This is a genomic window from Wolbachia endosymbiont (group B) of Camptogramma bilineatum (assembly GCF_947251825.1).
Classification (GTDB): Bacteria; Pseudomonadota; Alphaproteobacteria; order Rickettsiales; family Anaplasmataceae; genus Wolbachia.
Window position 1 is genome coordinate 483,392 of the sequence record NZ_OX366391.1, and the last position, 22,629, is coordinate 506,020.

A 22,629-nucleotide genomic window follows, 5' to 3' on the forward strand; every position below is an offset into this window, starting at 1 on the left:
ACGGTCAATCCATAATGAAATGACTAAAGACATTATGTATAACACATAAAAAACTAATGCAAGCATAATTTTTCTAACTTTATTATTTTTTACTACCATAAACTTCACTGACATTGATGTGCACACCTCTGAGCCTACTATGCTTCTGTTTGTTAATTAGTTATGCTTGCTAGATTAACGACATTGCGATTTACTAATTACTTCAATATCATTATCATCAGAATGCAAAGAGTTCAGTGACTGGCTACGCGATATTGGCGGTACTTTACTTAAATTGCTACTTGGACATGGCTGATCATTATTGCTACCGCCAGGACTTGACAGACTTGACGACCTACTACGGGATACACTTGAGTCATTGGTAACTTGAGCAGGTGAATTACAACGACTACCATAACCCTCATCTAAGTGTAATAAAGGATTAGTTGGCACTTGATTATTGCTTTGCATGTTATTATACTGCTTACTCGACATACTTTTACGAGACTTCGCGAAATTTCTACATTCAGTTATAAACTTAGTCAGTAAAAGTTCTTTACTTTCAATTGCAAGTTGTATCAAACCATTCATATCTGCTATTGACAAACCTACAAAATTACGACATTCGTTCTTAGGTGATCTAAGATGTGCGGGTTTTAATGTACCATTCAGACCCTGTATCAGTTTTCTACATGTGCTTTCTTCTTCTAGTGTAGGAAAATTAATGCATGACAAACGACCGTGCCTAGTAGGCGCAGAATCTAAAACACCTGGACGATTAGTTGCACCAAGCACTGTCATACCTTCCATAGTGTTAAGTCCATCTAATTTCTCTAATAAATAATTTAAAGATCTTGAATATTTTTCATCATCAAAATCATTAGGGCGCTTTGCGCCAATACTGTCAATTTCATCTATAAAAACTATACAAGGAGCGTTCTTCTCTGCTTTCTCAAAAACCTGAAGCATATTTGATGTATTAGTCAAATTAGAGGCAGAAACGCTTATAAATACAGATGTAAATCTAGTTTCATATGCAATCACCTTAGCAGCCGTCGTCTTACCAGTTCCTGGTTGACCGCACAAGATGTATCCTTGTCTTTTTTTTAGAGCATTTGGTTCACAAATCCTTCTCAACTTTTGTTTTATATCGTTTGAAAGTATAACATCATCAAGTGTTATTATCTCTTCTCTTTCCTGACCTTTTTCATAGAAGCCCATCTGCAGCTCTTCTTCACATTTTATTGCAACACCATCGAGCTCTTTCCTTAGCTCTTTATCAAATGTTGTTTTGAAACTACTAAGTTCATTCCTTAGCTCTTCCATTTTATCACATTGAATACTAAGCTTCTTATCTAGCTCTTCCATGTTTAGCCCTTTGATTTGATGCGTATTTGTAGCTAATTTAATTTTTTCATTAAATTCTGCTTCTTTGACATCTAATTTTTTATTCTGACTGATTATTTTGTATGAAAGTGCAATTACTGCTGTAGAAAGCGCAAATAAAATCAAAATAACGGAAGGGATATACCTATGGCTGCAATTGAAGATAAGAATGCAACATAGAGAGCTATAGCAAAAACCCCAGACGTAAGTAACGTAAGAGTAGTAAGGGTACCAGCTATAAAAGAAGGTGTATTAGTTCTATTAAACACACTTTTTATTGTACCACCTCACAAACCAAACAAAAAAGTACTATATAATTTCCTGAATCAGATAAGCCTGATGATGGATTTATGTATAAAATCCTTTTAGCTTATCTTGAGCTTGTAAACATATGAAACGATACCTAATGCAATGTTTTGAAGTTTATATAGTAAAGTTAGGCATTTGTATACTACCTCCTAATATAACAAAAACCCAATTTTAATTGGAATGTGGGGTTTTCATAAGTTAACCACTTTTTAAAAAAAATATTTTCAATAAAAATGTAAGCCAATTAGCACCACAAAAAATCTAATTATTGACTTTTTCCGAAAAGCACAAAAAAGTACCTACCTTTGCGAGAATAATTTAAATAAAAGCGGCGTTGTAAAAATAAAAGCATGAAATTGTTACAACAAAGTTGGGCAAAACAGTTCGTATGTAAATGTAGTGAAAATAGGCTAATATAGCTAGTTTTGTGGTATAGTAAAATTATTATAAATAAAAATTCGTATGTATCACATGGTAGACCAACCCATCCCAAGAAAAACACTTCTCACCACCCTGAGTTTTAAGCGCTGGAAATGGTTGTGTTGTCTAGGTTTTTAATAAGATATATTACTAAATTAATATTGATTTACTTGCAGAAGAATTAAGGTAAGCTTGTGACAAAAATAGAATTTAAAAGAAAATAAAAGTCCATGTATTGAGCCTGTTATAAAAAATTATTCCAAATCTCTAAAAAATTTCCAGAGTGATAGTTGACAGTTTTTAAAAATGAAATACTATCGAATAGAATTATTAATTTCTATTACGTGAGAGGAGTTAAATTTGGGTTAGAAGAAAATTTGTCTAATAGGCCTTCATTTAGATGTGACTATAAGTGTTTAGTTAATAATGAGTGCATCAAGGGTTTATATAGTTGTTTTATTATATCAAAAATAGTAAGAGGTGTTATTAAGAGTTATGTTTAGTATTTTAAGAGAAGATGTCAATTCAAGTAAAAGAGTTAAATTTGCGGAAACCATTAGTACAAAATGCAATAGACATCTTTTCTTAGAATTCTTCGATACAGAAAAAGGAAAAGCTATCTTTAATTCCTTTGTTAAGAATAACTGTACAAGTAGTATGTCTTGTATTCTTAATCCATTGAGAGGTAATGCTGTGAAAGTGCTTGAGGAGTTCCATGATAGGTTGTTTAATCTTCAGGGAGAACCAACACCAGAACTATGGAATATATTAAATCTGGGGATCACTCTAGCTAATCTAGCTCACATTCTGAGTCAAGCAGGAGCAAGCGCTCCAAGAGCATTCGAGGAACTTTACAACACTTTATTTGATAATCAAGGAAGAAATACACCAAAGCTAGAGCTCATGTTACATGCTGGGATAACTTCCAATAATATAAAAGATATTCTTGCTCAGACAAAAATGCGTGCTGCAGAAGTATTCAACGCATTTTATGATGTTTTATTTGATGCTGAAGGAAACCCAACACCAGAGCTACAGCATATATTGGATAGCAGGATAAATTTATCTTCTCTGTCTGGTATTATTAATGGGTCAAAAGTAAACGCCCCAAAAGTATTCAAGGCATTTCATGATGTTTTGTTTGATGTTGAAGGAAACCCAACACCAGAGCTACAGCATATGTTAGGTAACAAGGTAAATTTTTCTACAGTATTCAGTATGATACCTGCTCGAACAGGAGAAGAAGCCCCAAAAGTATTCAAGGCATTGCATGATGTTTTGTTTGATGTTGAAGGAAACCCAACACCAGAGCTGCAGCATATATTAAACAGCGGAATTTCTCTGGCTAGTCTGTCTTCCATAATAAGAAAATCAGGAACAAAGGTTCCAGAGACATTCAAGGCATTTCATGATGTTTTATTTGATGCTGAAGGAAACCCAACACCAGAGCTACAGCATATATTGAATAGCAAGATAAGTTCTAGCGCACTGTTAAATGTTTTAGCCAAGGCGGGAGCAAATGCTCCAAAGGTATTTAAGAAATTGCATGATGTTTTATTTAATGCTGAAGGCATATCAACACCAGAGCTACAGCATATACTAGATAGTGAGCTAACTCTGGATAATTTTTTTAGTATTTTAGCTGATGCAGGAAAAAAAGCTGTTGGTTTATTGTATGATGAAGCAGAAGATTTATTCAATATATCTAGAAAGAAGATCAGATGTAATCAGGCTGTGGAGGAATCCTTAGAACAACAATATACTTTTCTAGTTCTAAATAAAGACTATAAAGAAAAATTTAAGGGTATTTGCAATGAATATAGAAACCTCAAAGAAGAGTTAAAGAGTAAACAGCTTAGACTTGATGATGAACAAGAAAAATATGTATTCGATAAGGAAGAAAAAAAGCATGTTATGGGTAAGTTGGCAAAATTAAATGATGAAATTGATAGATTAAGCAAAAACTTTGTTCAGCGTGAGCATAAAGAGAATGAACCTGCAAGAAAATTCGATGATGAGGCTATTAATGAATTAAGATTCCATGTAATTGCAGAAACAAAGCAAGCAAGAAAAGCTACAGAGCAAGAAAGAAAAGCATTGATAGAGGAAAAAAATGCAGTTGAAGAAATAGTGATGCAATTACAAATGTCAGATTCAGTGCAAACACCAAGCTCTGCATTCAGTAGTGTAAGTCATGAATCAGTTGCAGGGCCTTCTTGGCGAATATGAGAACAAAGAAGTTTATAAAATTCTTGGAGCGCGAAAGATTAAAAAGCGTTCTGTATGAAAGATTAAAATGTCAAGAGCCAGAAAGCCATGGGGAAATAAATCAGTTATTTGATGAGTTTGGCAAGCTAAAGATAGTGTGTTGGATGCCATCGGTGGCTGAAAGTGCAAGAGGCAAAAAGTTCTCTCATGGGCAAGTGGTTGCAGTGCTGCTTTTAACAGGAGTAGTTGCTTGTTCTTTGTATGAGAGATATAGAGTATTAGGATTGCTTAGCCTATCCTTTCTCTCAGGATATGTTTTGCATTCATTTTTGCACTTTGCAAGACGTATTGATCGTTATACTGAAATTTATCATGAGGTTAAAGTTATGCTTTCACAAACATCAGCAAGTAATTATCAAAATGGATACATGCAATCAATTAACAGCGTAACTAATGAACAAGTTGCAGGACCTTCTTGGCAGATATAAGGGTTTCGAAGTTTTTATAATGGAAGATTTGAAAGTGGATAGCTTTTATATAGTTTTTTTATCGTAGAAGATACCAAAGAATTATTTTTATAAAAACACAAGTTCATTAGCACTACAAAAGTTTTAATTATTTACTTTTCCCAAAACCGCAAAAAAGTACCTACCTTTGTGAGAACAATTAAAACAAAAGCGGCGTTGTAAAAATAAAAGCATGAAATTGTTACAACAAAGTTGGGCAAAACAGTTCGTACGTAGATTTAGTAAAAGTGAGCCAATATAGCTGATTTTAGCGTATAATAAAATCACCATATAAAAAAGTTCGTATGGATTACGTGGTAGACCAACCCATCCCAGAAAAACACTTCTCACCACCCTGAGTTTTAAGCGCTGGAAATGGTTGTGTTGTCTAGGTTTTTAATAAGATATATTACTAAATTAATATTGATTTACTTGCAGAAGAATTAAGGTAAGCTTGTGACAAAAATAGAATTTAAAAGAAAATAAAAGTCCATGTATTGAGCCTGTTATAAAAAATTATTCCAAATCTCTAAAAAATTTCCAGAGTGATAGTTGACAGTTTTTAAAAATGAAATACTATCGAATAGAATTATTAATTTCTATTACGTGAGAGGAGTTAAATTTGGGTTAGAAGAAAATTTGTCTAATAGGCCTTCCATTTAGATGTGACTATAAGTGTTTAGTTAATAATGAGTGCATCAAGGGTTTATATAGTTGTTTTATTATATCAAAAATAGTAAGAGGTGTTATTAAGAGTTATGTTTAGTATTTCAAGAGAAGATGTCAATTCAAGTAAAAGAGTTAAATTTGCGGAAACCATTAGTACAAAATGCAATAGACATCTTTTCTTAGAATTCTTCGATACAGAAAAAGGAAAAGCTATCTTTAATTCCTTTGTTAAGAATAACTGTACAAGTAGTATGTCTTGTATTCTTAATCCATTGAGAGGTAATGCTGTGAAAGTGCTTGAGGAGTTCCATGATAGGTTGTTTAATCTTCAGGGAGAACCAACACCAGAACTATGGAATATATTAAATCTGGGGATCACTCTAGCTAATCTAGCTCACATTCTGAGTCAAGCAGGAGCAAGCGCTCCAAGAGCATTCGAGGAACTTTACAACACTTTATTTGATAATCAAGGAAGAAATACACCAAAGCTAGAGCTCATGTTACATGCTGGGATAACTTCCAATAATATAAAAGATATTCTTGCTCAGACAAAAATGCGTGCTGCAGAAGTATTCAACGCATTTTATGATGTTTTATTTGATGCTGAAGGAAACCCAACACCAGAGCTACAGCATATATTCGATAGCAGGATAAATTTATCTTCTCTGTCTGGTATTATTAATGGGTCAAAAGTAAACGCCCCAAAAGTATTCAAGGCATTTCATGATGTTTTGTTTGATGTTGAAGGAAACCCAACACCAGAGCTACAGCATATGTTAGGTAACAAGGTAAATTTTTCTACAGTATTCAGTATGATACCTGCTCGAACAGGAGAAGAAGCCCCAAAAGTATTCAAGGCATTGCATGATGTTTTGTTTGATGTTGAAGGAAACCCAACACCAGAGCTGCAGCATATATTAAACAGCGGAATTTCTCTGGCTAGTCTGTCTTCCATAATAAGAAAATCAGGAACAAAGGTTCCAGAGACATTCAAGGCATTTCATGATGTTTTATTTGATGCTGAAGGAAACCCAACACCAGAGCTACAGCATATATTGAATAGCAAGATAAGTTCTAGCGCACTGTTAAATGTTTTAGCCAAGGCGGGAGCAAATGCTCCAAAGGTATTTAAGAAATTGCATGATGTTTTATTTAATGCTGAAGGCATATCAACACCAGAGCTACAGCATATACTAGATAGTGAGCTAACTCTGGATAATTTTTTCAGTATTTTAGCTGATGCAGGAAAAAAAGCTGTTGGTTTATTGTATGATGAAGCAGAAGATTTATTCAATATATCTAGAAAGAAGATCAGATGTAATCAGGCTGTGGAGGAATCCTTAGAACAACAATATACTTTTCTAGTTCTAAATAAAGACTATAAAGAAAAATTTAAGGGTATTTGCAATGAATATAGAAACCTCAAAGAAGAGTTAAAGAGTAAACAGCTTAGACTTGATGATGAACAAGAAAAATATGTATTCGATAAGGAAAAAAAAAAGCATGTTATGGGTAAGTTGGCAAAATTAAATGATGAAATTGATAGATTAAGCAAAAACTTTGTTCAGCGTGAGCATAAAGAGAATGAACCTGCAAGAAAATTCGATGATGAGGCTATTAATGAATTAAGATTCCATGTAATTGCAGAAACAAAGCAAGCAAGAAAAGCTACAGAGCAAGAAAGAAAAGCATTGATAGAGGAAAAAAATGCAGTTGAAGAAATAGTGATGCAATTACAAATGTCAGATTCAGTGCAAACACCAAGCTCTGCATTCAGTAGTGTAAGTCATGAATCAGTTGCAGGGCCTTCTTGGCGAATATGAGAACAAAGAAGTTTATAAAATTCTTGGAGCGCGAAAGATTAAAAAGCGTTCTGTATGAAAGATTAAAATGTCAAGAGCCAGAAAGCCATGGGGAAATAAATCAGTTATTTGATGAGTTTGGCAAGCTAAAGATAGTGTGTTGGATGCCATCGGTGGCTGAAAGTGCAAGAGGCAAAAAGTTCTCTCATGGGCAAGTGGTTGCAGTGCTGCTTTTAACAGGAGCAGTTGCTTGTTCTTTGTATGAGAGATATAGAGTATTAGGATTGCTTAGCCTATCCTTTCTCTCAGGATATGTTTTGCATTCATTTTTGCACTTTGCAAGACGTATTGATCGTTATACTGAAATTTATCATGAGGTTAAAGTTATGCTTTCACAAACATCAGCAAGTAATTATAAAATGGATACATGCAATCAATTAACAGCGTAACTAATGAACAAGTTGCAGGACCTTCTTGGCAGATATAAGGGTTTCGAAGTTTTTATAATGGAAGATTTGAAAGTGGATAGCTTTTATATAGTTTTTTTATCGTAGAAGATACCAAAGAATTATTTTTATAAAAACACAAGTTCATTAGCACTACAAAAGTTTTAATTATTTACTTTTCCCAAAACCGCAAAAAAGTACCTACCTTTGTGAGAACAATTAAAACAAAAGCGGCGTTGTAAAAATAAAAGCATGAAATTGTTACAACAAAGTTGGACAAAACAGTTCGTACGTAGATTTAGTAAAAGTGAGCCAATATAGCTGATTTCAGCGTATAATAAAATCACCATATAAAAAAGTTCGTATGGATTACGTGGTAGACCAACCCATCTCAAGAAAAACACTTCTCACCACCCTGAGTTTTAAGCGCTGGAAATGGTTGTGTTGTCTAGGTTTTTAATAAGATATATTACTAAATTAATATTGATTTACTTGCAGAAGAATTAAGGTAAGCTTGTGACAAAAATAGAATTTAAAAGAAAATAAAAGTCCATGTATTGAGCCTGTTATAAAAAATTATTCCAAATCTCTAAAAAATTTCCAGAGTGATAGTTGACAGTTTTTAAAAATGAAATACTATCGAATAGAATTATTAATTTCTATTACGTGAGAGGAGTTAAATTTGGGTTAGAAGAAAATTTGTCTAATAGGCCTTCCATTTAGATGTGACTATAAGTGTTTAGTTAATAATGAGTGCATCAAGGGTTTATATAGTTGTTTTATTATATCAAAAATAGTAAGAGGTGTTATTAAGAGTTATGTTTAGTATTTCAAGAGAAGATGTCAATTCAAGTAAAAGAGTTAAATTTGCGGAAACCATTAGTACAAAATGCAATACACATCTTTTCTTAGAATTCTTCGATACAGAAAAAGGAAAAGCTATCTTTAATTCCTTTGTTAAGAATAACTGTACAAGTAGTATGTCTTGTATTCTTAAGCCATTGAGAGGTAATGCTGTGAAAGTGCTTGAGGAGTTCCATGATAGGTTGTTTAATCTTCAGGGAGAACCAACACCAGAACTATGGAATATATTAAATCTGGGGATCACTCTAGCTAATCTAGCTCACATTCTGAGTCAAGCAGGAGCAAGCGCTCCAAGAGCATTCGAGGAACTTTACAACACTTTATTTGATAATCAAGGAAGAAAGACACCAAAGCTAGAGCTCATGTTACATGCTGGGATAACTTCCAATGATATAAAAAATATTCTTGCTCAGACAAAAATGCGTGCTGCAGAAGTATTCAACGCATTTTATGATGTTTTGTTTTATGATAACGGAGATTACACACCATTGCTAAAAAATATACTAAATGGCAATATAAATGTAGGGAATATTGCCCATATTGTGTATAAAAAAGGGCCGTTGGCTGTGCAATCACTTCAAGGATTTATTGGTGTCCTATATGATGCTGAAGGAAATCCAACACCAAAGCTGCAGCACATGTTAAATAGCGGGTTAAATATCAATAATATAACTAAGGTGATGGGTGGAACAGGAGTAGAGGCTGTACGGACATTCCATAAATTTCATGATGTTTTGTTTGATACTGAAGGAAATCCAACACCAAAACTGCAGCATATGTTAGATGGCGAATTAAATGTCTCTAATGTAGCTCGAATACTAAATAAAGCAGGAACAAATATTGTAAGGCTATTTGATAGATTACATGATATGTTGTTTGATGCTGAAGGAAATCCAAAACCAAAGCTGCAGCATTTTATAGATAGAGGGCTAACTATAAGTAATGTATTAACTATTATAAATGGATCAGTATTAAGAATTGAAGAAATATTCGATAATGTCCATAATGTTTTGTTTACTGCAGAAGGAAGTGAAACAGCAGAGCTAGATCATTTTTTAAAATCAGGTTTCAATCTAGTTAGTTTATTCAATATTCTTAAAGCATCAAGAAAAAATTTTTTATTGACATTTAGAGAATTTCATGATGCTTTATTTTATGCTGAAGGAAATCCAAAACCAGAGCTGCAGCATTTTATAGATGAAGGGTTAGCTATTTCCTTTGTGTGCTCTATGATTGGAGTAGCAGAAAGTAAGCCTGTAGACGCATTCAAGAAATTGCATGATGTTTTGTTTTATGCTGAAGGAAATCTAAAACCAGAGCTGCAGCATTTTATAGATCATGGTTTAACTTTAAGTAATATTTCCAGCATGCTAGGTGGAGCAAGGGATATTGCACGCCCATTCAAGGAATTGCATGATACTTTCTTTGATGCCGAAGGAAATCCAAAACCAGAGCTGCGGCACATGTTAGATAACGGGTTAAATATGTCTGGTGTATCCAGCATTATATCTGGGTCAAAAGGAAAGAGTGCATTGGTATTCAAGAAATTGCATGATGCTTTGTTTGATGCTGAAGGAAACCCAACACCAGAGCTACAGCATTTTATAGATCAAGGTATAGGTTTTAATTGCTTGTCTGGCATGCTAACTGGAGCGGGAGTAAACGCTGCAGAAGCATTTAGGAATTTGCATAGTGTTTTGTTTAATGATAAGGGAGAAGAGTCACTAGAGCTACAGCATTTTATAGATAGCGGGATAACTTTTTCCAATGTGTCCTCCGTGATTGGGGGAGTGGGAGTAAAGGTTAAAGAAGTATTCAAGAAGTTTCATGATGCTTTATTTGATAATAGAGGTAAACCAAAGCCAGAGCTACAGCACATATTAGATCACAAGTTAAGGCTACCTAGCATATTTAGTATACTTTCCCAATCAAGAGCAAATGCTCCAGAAGCATTTAAGAAACTGCATGATGTTTTATTTGATGCTGAAGGAAATCCAACACCAGAGCTACAGCATTTTATAGATCAAGGTTTAACTATAAGTAATATTTCCGGCATGCTAAATTCATCAGGAAAAAAAGCTGCAGAAGTATTCAAGAGATTTCATGATGTTTTATTTGATGCTGAAGGAAAACCAACACCAGAGCTACAGCATATATTAGATAGCAGGATAAATTTATCTTCTGTGTCTTCTATTATTGGTAAAGCAGAAGGAAAGGCTCCAGAAGTATTCAAGAAGTTTCATGATGTTTTGTTTGATGCTGAAGGAAAACCAACACCAGAGCTGCAGCATATATTAGATAGCGGGATAAGTTTATCTTCTGTGTCTTCTATTATTAGTAAAACAGGAGGAAAGGCTCCAGAAGTATTCAAGAAGTTTCATGATGTTTTGTTTGATGCTGAAGGAAAACCAACACCAGAGCTGCAGCATATACTGAAGCAAAACTTGAGTATGAGTAGTATATCCGTAGTGTTAAAGGGATCAGGAGTACATGGTCCAGAAAGGTTCAAGAAATTTCATGATGTTTTATTTGATGCTGAAGGAAACCCAACACCAGAGCTACAGCATATATTAGATAATGAGATGGATTTTTCCTCTTTCTGCAGTGGAATATCTGAGGCAAGGACTCCAGAAGCATTTAAGGCATTTCATGATGTTTTATTTGATGCTGAAGGAAACCCAACACCAGAGCTACAGCGTATATTAGATAGCGGAATAAGTTTATCTTCTCTGTCTGGTATTATTAATGGGTCGGGAATAAGGGCTCCAGAAGCATTCAAGAAATTTCATGATGTTTTGTTTGATGATCAAGGAAAGCGAACACCAGAGCTACAGAATATACTAAGTAGCAAGTTGATTATTAGTAATCTCCTCAGCATATTAGCTGGATCGGGAATAAGGGCTCCAGAAGTATTCAAGAAGTTTCATGATATTTTGTTTGATGCTGAAGGAAACCCAACACCAAAGCTACTTAGTGTATTATCTGGTAAGGTGAGTTTCTCCTACATATCCAGTGCGCTATCTCACTCAGGAGCGGATGCTGTGAAGAAATTTAATAAATTTTATAATGCTTTGTTTGATATTAGAGGAAACCCAACACCAGAGCTACAGCATATGTTAGATTACAAAATAGATTTATCTTCTATATCCAACATCACAAATGGATCGAAAGAAAGGTCTTCAGAGATATTCAAGGCATTTCATGATGTTTTATTTGATGCTGAAGGAAACCCAACACCAGAGCTACAGCATATATTAAATAGTAAGATGAATTTTGGCAACATATCCTGCGTTCTTGCTCAGACGGGAGGAAAGGCTCCAGAAGTATTCAAGGCATTTCATGATGTTTTATTTGATGCTGAAGGAAACCCAACACCAGAGCTACAGCATATATTGGATAGCAGGATAAATTTATCTTCTCTGTCTGGTATTATTAATGGGTCAAAAGAAAACGCCCCAAAAGTATTCAAGGCATTTCATGATGTTTTGTTTGATGTTGAAGGAAACCCAACACCAGAGCTACAGCATATGTTAGGTGACAAGGTAAATTTTTCTACAGTATTCAGTATGATACCTGCTCGAACAGGAGAAGAAGCCCCAAAAGTATTCAAGGCATTGCATGATGTTTTGTTTGATGTTGAAGGAAACCCAACACCAGAGCTGCAGCATATATTAAATAGCGGAATTTCTCTGGCTAGTCTGTCTTCCATAATAAGAAAATCAGGAACAAAGGTTCCAGAGACATTCAAGGCATTTCATGATGTTTTATTTGATGCTGAAGGAAACCCAACACCAGAGCTGCAGCATATTTTTGATACGAAGATAACTTTTTCCTTCCTATCCGCCGTATTAATCTCTTCGGGAACAAGGGTTGTAGAGACATTTAAGGCATTTCATGATGTTTTATTTGATGCTGAAGGAAACCCAACACCAGAACTACAGCATATATTAGGTAGCAGGATAAATTTATCTTCTCTGTCTGCTATTATTGGTAAAGCAGGAACAAAGGCTCCAGAGGCATTTAAGAAATTGCATGATGTTTTATTTGATGCTGAAGGAAACCCAACACCAGAACTACAGCATATATTTGATAGCGGGATAAGAATGACCAGCATACTCTGTGTTCTAAATCAATCAGGAATAAATTATGCAAGAGCATTCAAGAAATTTCATGATGTTTTATTTGATGCTGAAGGAAACCCAACACCAGAGCTACAGCATATATTAAATAGTAAGATAGATTTTAGCAGCATATCCAGAGTGCTATCGGGGTCAGGAGTAAGGATTGCAGAAACATTCAAGGCATTTCATGATGTTTTATTTGATGCTGAAGGAAACCCAACACCAGAGCTACAGCATATATTGAATAGCAAGATAAGTTCTAGCGCACTGTTAAATGTTTTAGCCAAGGCGGGAGCAAATGCTCCAAAGGTATTTAAGCAATTGCATGATGTTTTATTTAATGCTGAAGGCATATCAACACCAGAGCTACAGCATATACTAGATAGTGAGCTAACTCTGGATAATTTTTTCAGTATTTTAGCTGATTCAGGAACAAATGCCGCAGAGGAGTTTAAGGGATTGCATGATGATTTCTTTGATTGTTATGGTGAACTAACAACACATTTGCAACATATGTTAATTCAGCAAATGGATCCAGATAATATATCTGCTGTCTTACATGGAGTGGGATCCGATGTTAAAAAATGTCTTCAGGCCTTACATGACACTTTGTTTGATAGTTCGGGGGGTCCGTCACTCAGTCTGCAGGCTATGTTGAATAATGAAATAACTATAAATGATATATCAGATATACTAAGCGGAGAAGGAGAACGGGTTCCAGAAGTATTTAAGGAGCTTGATAATATTTTACTTGATGCTGGAGGAAACCCAACACCAGAGCTACAGCATATATTAAATAGTAAGATAGATTTTAGCAGCATATCCAGAGCGCTATCGGGGTCAGGAGTAAGGATTGGAGAAGCATTCAAGAAATTTCATGATGTTTTATTTGATGCTGAAGGAAACCCAACACCAGAGCTACAGCATATATTAAATAGTAAGATAGATTTTAGCAGCATATCCAGAGCGCTATCGGGGTCAGGAGTAAGGATTGGAGAAGCATTCAAGAAATTTCATGATGTTTTGTTCGATAATAGAGGTAAACCAAAGCCAGAGCTACAGCATATATTAGATAAAAAAATAAGTTGTGCTGAAGTGTGCAGTGTTTTATCTAAAACGGGAGTGGAAGCTGCAGAATGTTTTAAGGAATTATGTGGTTTTTGGTTTAGTCCTCAGGGAGAAAAAGTGAGCGATGATTATATAGCTTCTATCTTTAATCTTGAGATGATGGGAAACAATTCATTATTTAATTTTGGTAAAAATATTGCTTACATCTATAAAGTCTTATCAAGATGGCCGGTAGAGGTATTAAACAGTAGAAATGTCCAATACCTTGCTGGTAAGCTTATAGAAAATGGAAAAAAATTCTCCAAGGATTTTGAGTTTCGGGAGATTGTTTCTATCCTTAGCGGGCTAATAAGGTTATGTAAAATTAACCAGGAATTAGCTACTTCTTCTCATGTCACTTTTCATGCTAATGTTTACAGGATTTTTGTTTCTGATCTTCTAGATCAGGCTATTAAACTCGCTCCTGAAGAACATAATATAGAGCATATTATAAATATGACCTATATATTGTCTGCATTAGTTAATAACAATTTAGTAACAATAAAAAGTCAGCTATCTATATTAATTGATTCTTTAGTTGGATGCCTTAGTAATTGTGAGTTAGATAATATTTACTCTGATAAAAATTGGTTGCACATTTCCTCTATTGTAACTTGTTTGGATATACTTGTCAATCTTGTTGATCGAGAAAAAGAAACTTTTGTTGATAAGAGATTTACTAACAATATAGTAAACTTACTTTCTAATATTGATAGTCTTCAAAGCAATATTTCTGATTCTAGTAAGATATTGTTGGTATTAAGTAGAATATCAAGATCGACGAGAGAGAAAGTAGAAATAAATTTCTTAGTAAGGGCTATTGGTAAGGTACTAGATAAGCTGCAGTATATTCATCAATGTTCAGATCAGGATTTAGCATTAGAAATATACTCTAACATTGGTCAGTTATCAGATCGATTAAAGAATTTATTACATTCAAACTGGTTCTTAGACCATCTTTTGAGTAACATACCCTTAAGTAAAAAAGAGAAATTCTTAAAAAGTATAGGAAAAGATGGTCCTGTGGAAGTCTCGAAAGGCCATCATCTAATCACCGATAATATACTTATTGATGAAGATCGATCAGAGAAATATACTTTAACGCAATTTAAGGAAAAACTTAAGAAAGAAGGAAAAGTCAAGTACGAGGAGGGTATAGAGAATTATGTTCGGTATGATCACGGTGCGCTTGACTTCGATTATGAATTTAATATAGAGAAAAATCATTCTAAGATTATGATTGCAAAAATTGCCTACTTAGTAGAAAGAACGGTTTACGGGGTATTTTTAGCAACTAATGAAAGTATAGCACCTAAAACTTTCCTAGGGACCTACGTAGGAACAGGGATGGAAGATGACAAGGAAATGAACCAGCATGTTCTGGAGCGCGATTCAACAGTATCAATTGTTTCAGAAAAAGGACGTAACTGGGCAAGTTACATGAATCTTGTATCAATAGGCAACTCCAATGTTAGTTGTATTTCAAAGAGGATAGCTAGGCATGCCCATCTTACCTTGAGTACAAATAGAGAAATTTTGCCTGGTCATCAACTGCTTTGTGATCATGTGCAAGATTTTTCTTTTAAATTAGGTTACACTCCCATTTATCCGCATTATACAGATAATCACGAGTCACCTGCGCAACGTTATAATAGAGAAAAAGATTTTTATTATGGTTGTGTTATTGATCTTGACAAGGAGATTACTAGAGATTTAGGATATCATGGTTCAAAGCATTTTGTGGTAACTAAATTATTTAAACAAATATATGATAAACATAATTTTCAACAAGAATATGCGTCAGGCAGTACAGTACTATCGTTAGAAGGATTATATGTTCCAATCTATGCAGTAACTTTCAGGGATAAGAAATGGTGCTTTGATAGATATGATAGGCAACAACAGATAACTTCCTTAATGTTCTCATGTTATTTAGGGCAGGAAGATACCATAAAACTGTTATTAGAAAAAAAAGATGATGTTACCCGTCAGTCATTGCATACTGGGAATAATGCATTGTTTTTTACAGTTTTAAGTAATAAAACTAATTCAGGAACAAAAAAAAGAATCCTTAGCCTCCTGATTAATCATCTGGAAAGAGCAGAGCAAGTAAATGGCAATAAGAAGAAGGTCATATCTTTCAGATCTAGAGTACTGTGTACTACTAACTCTTCTGGTTATAATCTATTTGATTACCTTATTAATAGAGGTGAGTATTCATTATATCAAGAATTGTATCGAAAACTCAATCCCGAATATCAGAGAAAAGTTGCAAGGAAGTTTATGATTGATAGAGGAGTATTCAGTATGGTATTGACCTTAGGTGAAGAGGAATATATTAAAATAATAAACCTATTGCTGAAGAATATTTCCATAAAATTTATAAAAGAACATTTTGAGAGTTTTGAAAGAAAAGAAATTAATTATAAGAAAGTACTTGAAAGGTTGTTAGTTAATAACAGAGATGAAAAATTGAACAACTTGAGAAAGCTTACAAATCTTAACAAATATATAAAGAAGAATATTGAGATATTATTAGGACAAGGATATCAAGGAATACTATCTTATCCAAGCTCAGAAGAGCAGGATATAAGAACGGATCCAGAAGATACACCTCCAGAAGATACACCTCCAGAAGATACACCTCAAGAAGATACACCTCAAGAAAGGCAGGATATAAGACTGGATACAGAACATATTTTAGAAGGGCAAGTTGTAGATCTACTAAAGAATATGGAGAAAGTCCAGGATGAAGCTATTAAGTACTGGAAAGATAAAAAAGGTCAAAGAGAGTCTCAAGTTATTGCTTATCTAAGAACAGCCCAGTTAAGTGAGATAAGTTTAAGCTATACGTTAAAAAAAAGTTCTTATCATAGAATAAATCTGCTAAACAAACAAATAGTATTACAGATTCTTTTATGGTCTGTATTGAAAAATAAGGATACGAGTGAATTGCAGGAAGTGTTGTCTCAAGCCTCAGGATTAGGTTTGGATCAAGTAATCCTTTCTAGTTTTGAGTGCTATTCGATTCGGTTGGCTATCGATTATGCTGATCATGAGGCCATAAGTTTGATATTAGATAAAGTGGATAGCCCTTCTCGTCGACAGATGATGGAAAGTGGTATCTTATACTCCTTAGTTTTAGATGAGAGTAGTAATAATTTTGCCACTCTAGACTTTCTACTAGAGAAAGCAAATAACTACTACCGAGATGATCAACATTTTCTGATTCAAGCTATTAAAGCTACTATTTACTCGCATGAGAAACCTTACGAAGGAAGAAGATGGAATGGCAGATCGGCTTTTAATTTTTTAATTGAAAAGACCACTAGTGATTTGAGGAAAGTTATATTTCAATCTATCCCTGATTCTTATCAAAGCGTTTTACAATGCCTATATAATCCGAATATAAGACCGGGTCCAGAACATACTCCAGAAGAGCTGAATATAAGACCGGGTCCAGAACATACTCCAGAAGAGCTGAATATAAGACCGGGTCCAGAACATACTCCAGAAGAGCTGAATATAAGACCGGGTCCAGAACATACTCCAGAAGAGCTGAATATAAGACCGGGTCCAGAACATACTCCAGAAGATACACCTCCAGAAGATACACCTCAAGAAAGGCAGGATATAAGACTGGATACAGAACATATTTTAGAAGGGCAAGTTGTAGATCTACTAAAGAATATGGAGAAAGTCCAGGATGAAGCTATTAAGTACTGGAAAGATAAAAAAGGTCAAAAAGAGTCTAAAGTTATTACTTATCTAAGAACAACCCAGTTAAGTGAGATAAGTTTAAGCTATACGTTTAAAAAAAGTTCTTATCATAGAATAAATCTGCTAAACAAACAAATAGTATTACAGATTCTTTTATGGTCTGTATTGAAAAATAAGGATACGAGTGAATTGCAGGAAGTGTTGTCTCAAGCCTCAGGATTAGGTTTGGATCAAGTAATCCTTTCTAGTTTTGAGTGCTATTCGATTCGGTTGGCTATCGATTATGCTGATCATGAGGCCATAAGTTTGATATTAGATAAAGTGGATAGCCCTTCTCGTCGACAGATGATGGAAAGTGGTATCTTATACTCCTTAGTTTTAGATGAGAGTAGTAATAATTTTGCCACTCTAGACTTTCTACTAGAGAAAGCAAATAACTACTACCGAGATGATCAACATTTTCTGATTCAAGCTATTAAAGCTACTATTTACTCGCATGAGAAACCTTACGAAGGAAGAAGATGGAATGGCAGATCGGCTTTTAATTTTTTAATTGAAAAGACCACTAGTGATTTGAGGAAAGTTATATTTCAATCTATCCCTGATTCTTATCAAAGCGTTTTACAATGCCTATATAATCCGAATATAAGACCGGGTCCAGAACATACTCCAGAAGAGCTGAATATAAGACCGGGTCCAGAACATACTCCAGAAGATACACCTCCAGAAGATACACCTCAAGAAGATACACCTCAAGAAAGGCAGGATATAAGACTGGATACAGAACATATTTTAGAAGGGCAAGTTGTAGATCTACTAAAGAATATGGAGAAAGTCCAGGATGAAGCTATTAAGTACTGGAAAGATAAAAAAGGTCAAAGAGAGTCTCAAGTTATTGCTTATCTAAGAACAGCCCGGTTAAGTGAGATAAGTTTAAGCTATACGTTAAAAAAAAGTTCTTATCATAGAATAAATCTGCTAAACAAACAAATAGTATTACAGATTCTTTTATGGTCTGTATTGAAAAATAAGGATACGAGTGAATTGCAGGAAGTGTTGTCTCAAGCCTCAGGATTAGGTTTGGATCAAGTAATCCTTTCTAGTTTTGAGTGCTATTCGATTCGGTTGGCTATCGATTATGCTGATCATGAGGCCATAAGTTTGATATTAGATAAAGTGGATAGCCCTTCTCGTCGACAGATGATGGAAAGTGGTATCTTATACTCCTTAGTTTTAGATGAGAGTAGTAATAATTTTGCCACTCTAGACTTTCTACTAGAGAAAGCAAATAACTACTACCGAGATGATCAACATTTTCTGATTCAAGCTATTAAAGCTACTATTTACTCGCATGAGAAACCTTACGAAGGAAGAAGATGGAATGGCAGATCGGCTTTTAATTTTTTAATTGAAAAGACCACTAGTGATTTGAGGAAAGTTATATTTCAATCTATCCCTGATTCTTATCAAAGCGTTTTACAATGCCTATATAATCCGAATATAAGACCGGGTCCAGAACATACTCCAGAAGAGCTGAATATAAGACCGGGTCCAGAACATACTCCAGAAGAGCTGAATATAAGACCGGGTCCAGAACATACTCCAGAAGAGCTGAATATAAGACCGGGTCCAGAACATACTCCAGAAGAGCTGAATATAAGACCGGGTCCAGAACATACTCCAGAAGATACACCTCCAGAAGATACACCTCAAGAAAGGCAGGATATAAGACTGGATACAGAACATATTTTAGAAGGGCAAGTTGTAGATCTACTAAAGAATATGGAGAAAGTCCAGGATGAAGCTATTAAGTACTGGAAAGATAAAAAAGGTCAAAAAGAGTCTAAAGTTATTACTTATCTAAGAACAACCCAGTTAAGTGAGATAAGTTTAAGCTATACGTTAAAAAAAAGTTCTTATCATAGAATAAATCTGCTAAACAAACAAATAGTATTACAGATTCTTTTATGGTCTGTATTGAAAAATAAGGATACGAGTGAATTGCAGGAAGTGTTGTCTCAAGCCTCAGGATTAGGTTTGGATCAAGTAATCCTTTCTAGTTTTGAGTGCTATTCGATTCGGTTGGCTATCGATTATGCTGATCATGAGGCCATAAGTTTGATATTAGATAAAGTGGATAGCCCTTCTCGTCGACAGATGATGGAAAGTGGTATCTTATACTCCTTAGTTTTAGATGAGAGTAGTAATAATTTTGCTACTCTAGACTTTCTACTAGAGAAAGCAAATAACTACTACCGAGATGATCAACATTTTCTGATTCAAGCTATTAAAGCTACTATTTACTCGCATGAGAAACCTTACGAAGGAAGAAGATGGAATGGCAGATCGGCTTTTAATTTTTTAATTGAAAAGACCACTAGTGATTTGAGGAAAGTTATATTTCAATCTATCCCTGATTCTTATCAAAGCGTTTTACAATGCCTATATAATCCGAATATAAGACCGGGTCCAGAACATACTCCAGAAGAGCTGAATATAAGACCGGGTCCAGAACATACTCCAGAAGAGCTGAATATAAGACCGGGTCCAGAACATACTCCAGAAGAGCTGAATATAAGACCGGGTCCAGAACATACTCCAGAAGAGCAGGATGTAGATAGAGGATTACTGGCTAAACATTTTCCTGATGAACAAAAAGATGAACAAAATTTAAAAAAGTTATTACATGTAATGAGACCTTCTGATCCATCAAGCCTTTTACATCAGCCATTAGCTCAGAGGAGAAGAGGAAGAGAGAGTAATATTTTGGAAAGGTGATTTTTATGAACTGCTAAACCTCTAAATAAGTTTTAAGAGGTACCAACTTTGTTCACTTTTTTATACGTTATTTCTCAATGCTTAACTGTTTTTAATCCACAAGTCAAGTTATACCTGCTTAGCAGAGTGGTAAAACAGGTAGACAAGATAAACTAAAAATAATCATAGGATAACCGTTAGGTAAGTAATCACAGTTGTGGGTAATCCTCCATGTAATAAAACTTAGAACCTGTTCATAATCTTTTCAGAAGCAAAGAAGCGAAAGCTAGAACGACCATTTATCGTCTAACGTTGAGTTTTTGTTCACAATTTTCTATAGCCTTCTACATTTTTCTAACCAAGCAAAAGATCTTCTAGTACCAGTTATAAATTAGCATAGCCCTTCTAATTAATAATAGAAACATGATAAACAGGGATTTAGGGTAACGAGAAGATAAAAGTGTCAGCAGCACACAGCTATGACTTAAGGAAAAAAGCCATTCAAGCGTTGAGTGAAGGAGAGAGTAAAACAGCAGTAGCAAAAAGGTTCAAAATTGGTAGAGTATAGCCCTTTTTACAATAGTCCGAACAGACTATAATACGCTACTGGTCTGTATTTGGAGTATTATAAGAAGGGCTATAACATTGTACAAATGGGAGAAAAGGAGGAAAGAAACAGGAGATTTTCAATCGAAGAAATTGGAGAATAGGTGCTATAATCATAAAATTCACGACCGGGATGCGTTTGCAGAATTTGTGAAAAATATAATGCACCCATAAACTAGACCAAAAAAAATGGTTGATCCGAGTAGGAAGGTAAAGGGGTAAAAGTATGGCAACAAAAAAATATGAACCAGAGTTAAAAGCAAAGATAGCTTTGGAAGCAATAAAAAATCAAAAAAGCACAGCTGAGATATGTAGTGAATATAAAATACCATCAACAAATCTATATGATTGGCGTGATAGAGTATTGGCAAGGTTAAAAGACCTATTTGTTGAAGAAAGTGAAAGTGCGAGAAAACAAAGAATCTTAGCGCAAGAAATAGAAAGTTTACATAAAGTAATAGGAGAATTGACAGTGGAAAATAGCTATTTGAAAAAAAAATTACTGAAATAAGCAAAAAAGATAGAGTGAGGTTTATAGAAAAAGATTCTGATCTGTCAATTAGGAAACAGGCTGATTTATTGGGGATTTGCAGATCCAGCCTATATTATAGGCCTATAATTAATAACGAAAGTGAAGTAGCAAATTTGATTCAAGAAGTATATTTGGCTTCTGATTGCCGTTATGGATATCGTAAAATTACTGCTGAAATCATAGCGAGTGGAGTAGTAGTCAATCACAAAAAAATCTTAAGAATTATGAAAAAAATGAAGATTAGTGGGCTGTATTGTAGAAAAAGATGTAATACAAGTATTAAAGAAAAAAAGCATAAAATATATCCTTATTTACTCAAAGATTTGATTATTTGTAGAATTAATCAGGTATGGGCTACTGATATAACATATATTATGGTAAAAGGTAAGTTTATCTATTTTGTGGCAATAATGGACTTGTATAGTCGCTATATTATTGCTCATTCATTATCACCATATCTCGATGCTGGATTTTGCCTTTATACTCTCAAAGAATCTCTAAAACAAGGTAAACCTGAGATTTTTAATAGTGATCAGGGGGTGCAGTTTACTAGCTACAACTTTATTATGGAATTAGAGCGTGCTAATATTAAAATCAGTATGGACCATAAAGGACGTTGCTTCGACAATATATTTGTTGGGCGGTTATGGAGAACTTTAAAGCAAGAAGCTATATATTATTATAGACCAAATAGTATCAGAGATTTAAATCTTATAATAAATGATTTTGTTGCTTGGTATAACTATAGAAGGCGACATCAGACTCTACATTATAAAGTTCCTGCTGATCTTTATTATCATAAACAGTAAATGAATATATTGATAAATACTTTAAATTTGTGTCGACGTATTTATCAATATATTCATTTTAAAAATCGGATCACTTTAAAAAAATGGTCTAGACAAATGGGTGCATTATAAAAGTACGGTGGTAAAACACAATCAGAGGTAGCCAAATTCTGGGGCAATATAAGTCGTCAAACGATTCATAGAGCTCTGAAAAATTGGATTGACACGCAAAAAAAGAAGACTTATGGATACGAAAAAAGGAGCGAAGAAAAACGAGCTGAATTTTTGAAAATTATATCGGCAGAATCTCCTAAAGATCTGTTATATATTGATGAATCTGGTATAGACAAAATAGAGAACTATTCGTACGGATTAAAAGTGTGTGATTCATAGAGGTTATTGCAACTAA

At 34.3% G+C, this 22,629-nt stretch carries 7 protein-coding genes and 2 pseudogenes; 8 read left to right on the forward strand and 1 reads right to left on the reverse strand.

Annotated features, from left to right (window positions below; genetic code table 11):
* Nucleotides 1–174: 174 nt before the first annotated feature.
* On the reverse strand, nucleotides 175–1,491 hold the full coding sequence (locus OPR44_RS02505; protein ID WP_265015233.1) for an AAA family ATPase: 1,317 nt from the start codon (nucleotides 1,489–1,491) through the stop codon (nucleotides 175–177).
* A 1,098-nt stretch (nucleotides 1,492–2,589) separates the two neighbouring features.
* Between OPR44_RS02505 and OPR44_RS02510 the strand changes: the two genes are divergently transcribed.
* The 8 genes and pseudogenes from OPR44_RS02510 to OPR44_RS02545 all read left to right on the forward strand — a co-directional run.
* On the forward strand, nucleotides 2,590–4,323 hold the full coding sequence (locus OPR44_RS02510) for a hypothetical protein (RefSeq protein ID WP_265015234.1): 1,734 nt from the start codon (nucleotides 2,590–2,592) through the stop codon (nucleotides 4,321–4,323).
* Nucleotides 4,320–4,790, forward strand: a complete 471-nt coding sequence (locus tag OPR44_RS02515) for a hypothetical protein (protein ID WP_265015235.1) — start codon at nucleotides 4,320–4,322, stop codon at nucleotides 4,788–4,790. Before OPR44_RS02510 ends, OPR44_RS02515 begins: the two co-directional genes overlap by 4 nt.
* A gap of 776 nt (nucleotides 4,791–5,566) precedes the next feature.
* On the forward strand, nucleotides 5,567–7,300 hold the full coding sequence (locus OPR44_RS02520; RefSeq protein WP_265015236.1) for a hypothetical protein: 1,734 nt from the start codon (nucleotides 5,567–5,569) through the stop codon (nucleotides 7,298–7,300).
* Nucleotides 7,297–7,728 (forward strand): hypothetical protein, encoded by a 432-nt coding sequence (locus OPR44_RS02525; protein WP_265015237.1) that lies wholly within the window; start codon nucleotides 7,297–7,299, stop codon nucleotides 7,726–7,728. The genes OPR44_RS02520 and OPR44_RS02525 overlap by 4 nt, the downstream gene beginning before the upstream one ends.
* 815 nt (nucleotides 7,729–8,543) lie before the next feature.
* Nucleotides 8,544–20,315, forward strand: a complete 11,772-nt coding sequence (locus tag OPR44_RS02530) for a hypothetical protein (RefSeq protein ID WP_265015238.1) — start codon at nucleotides 8,544–8,546, stop codon at nucleotides 20,313–20,315.
* 439 nt (nucleotides 20,316–20,754) lie between these two features.
* Nucleotides 20,755–21,056: pseudogene (locus OPR44_RS02535) on the forward strand (hypothetical protein); the annotation flags it as partial.
* Nucleotides 21,057–21,126: 70 nt separating this feature from the next.
* Nucleotides 21,127–22,241, forward strand: a protein-coding gene (locus OPR44_RS02540; RefSeq protein WP_265015239.1) for an IS3 family transposase whose coding sequence is annotated in 2 segments (ribosomal slippage) — nucleotides 21,127–21,400 and nucleotides 21,400–22,241 — 1,116 coding nt in all. Because the reading frame shifts where the segments join, the coding sequence is not laid out codon by codon here.
* A gap of 111 nt (nucleotides 22,242–22,352) precedes the next feature.
* Nucleotides 22,353–22,592 (forward strand): annotated as a pseudogene (locus OPR44_RS02545) (IS630-like element ISWpi11 family transposase); the annotation flags it as partial.
* Nucleotides 22,593–22,629 lie beyond the last annotated feature (37 nt).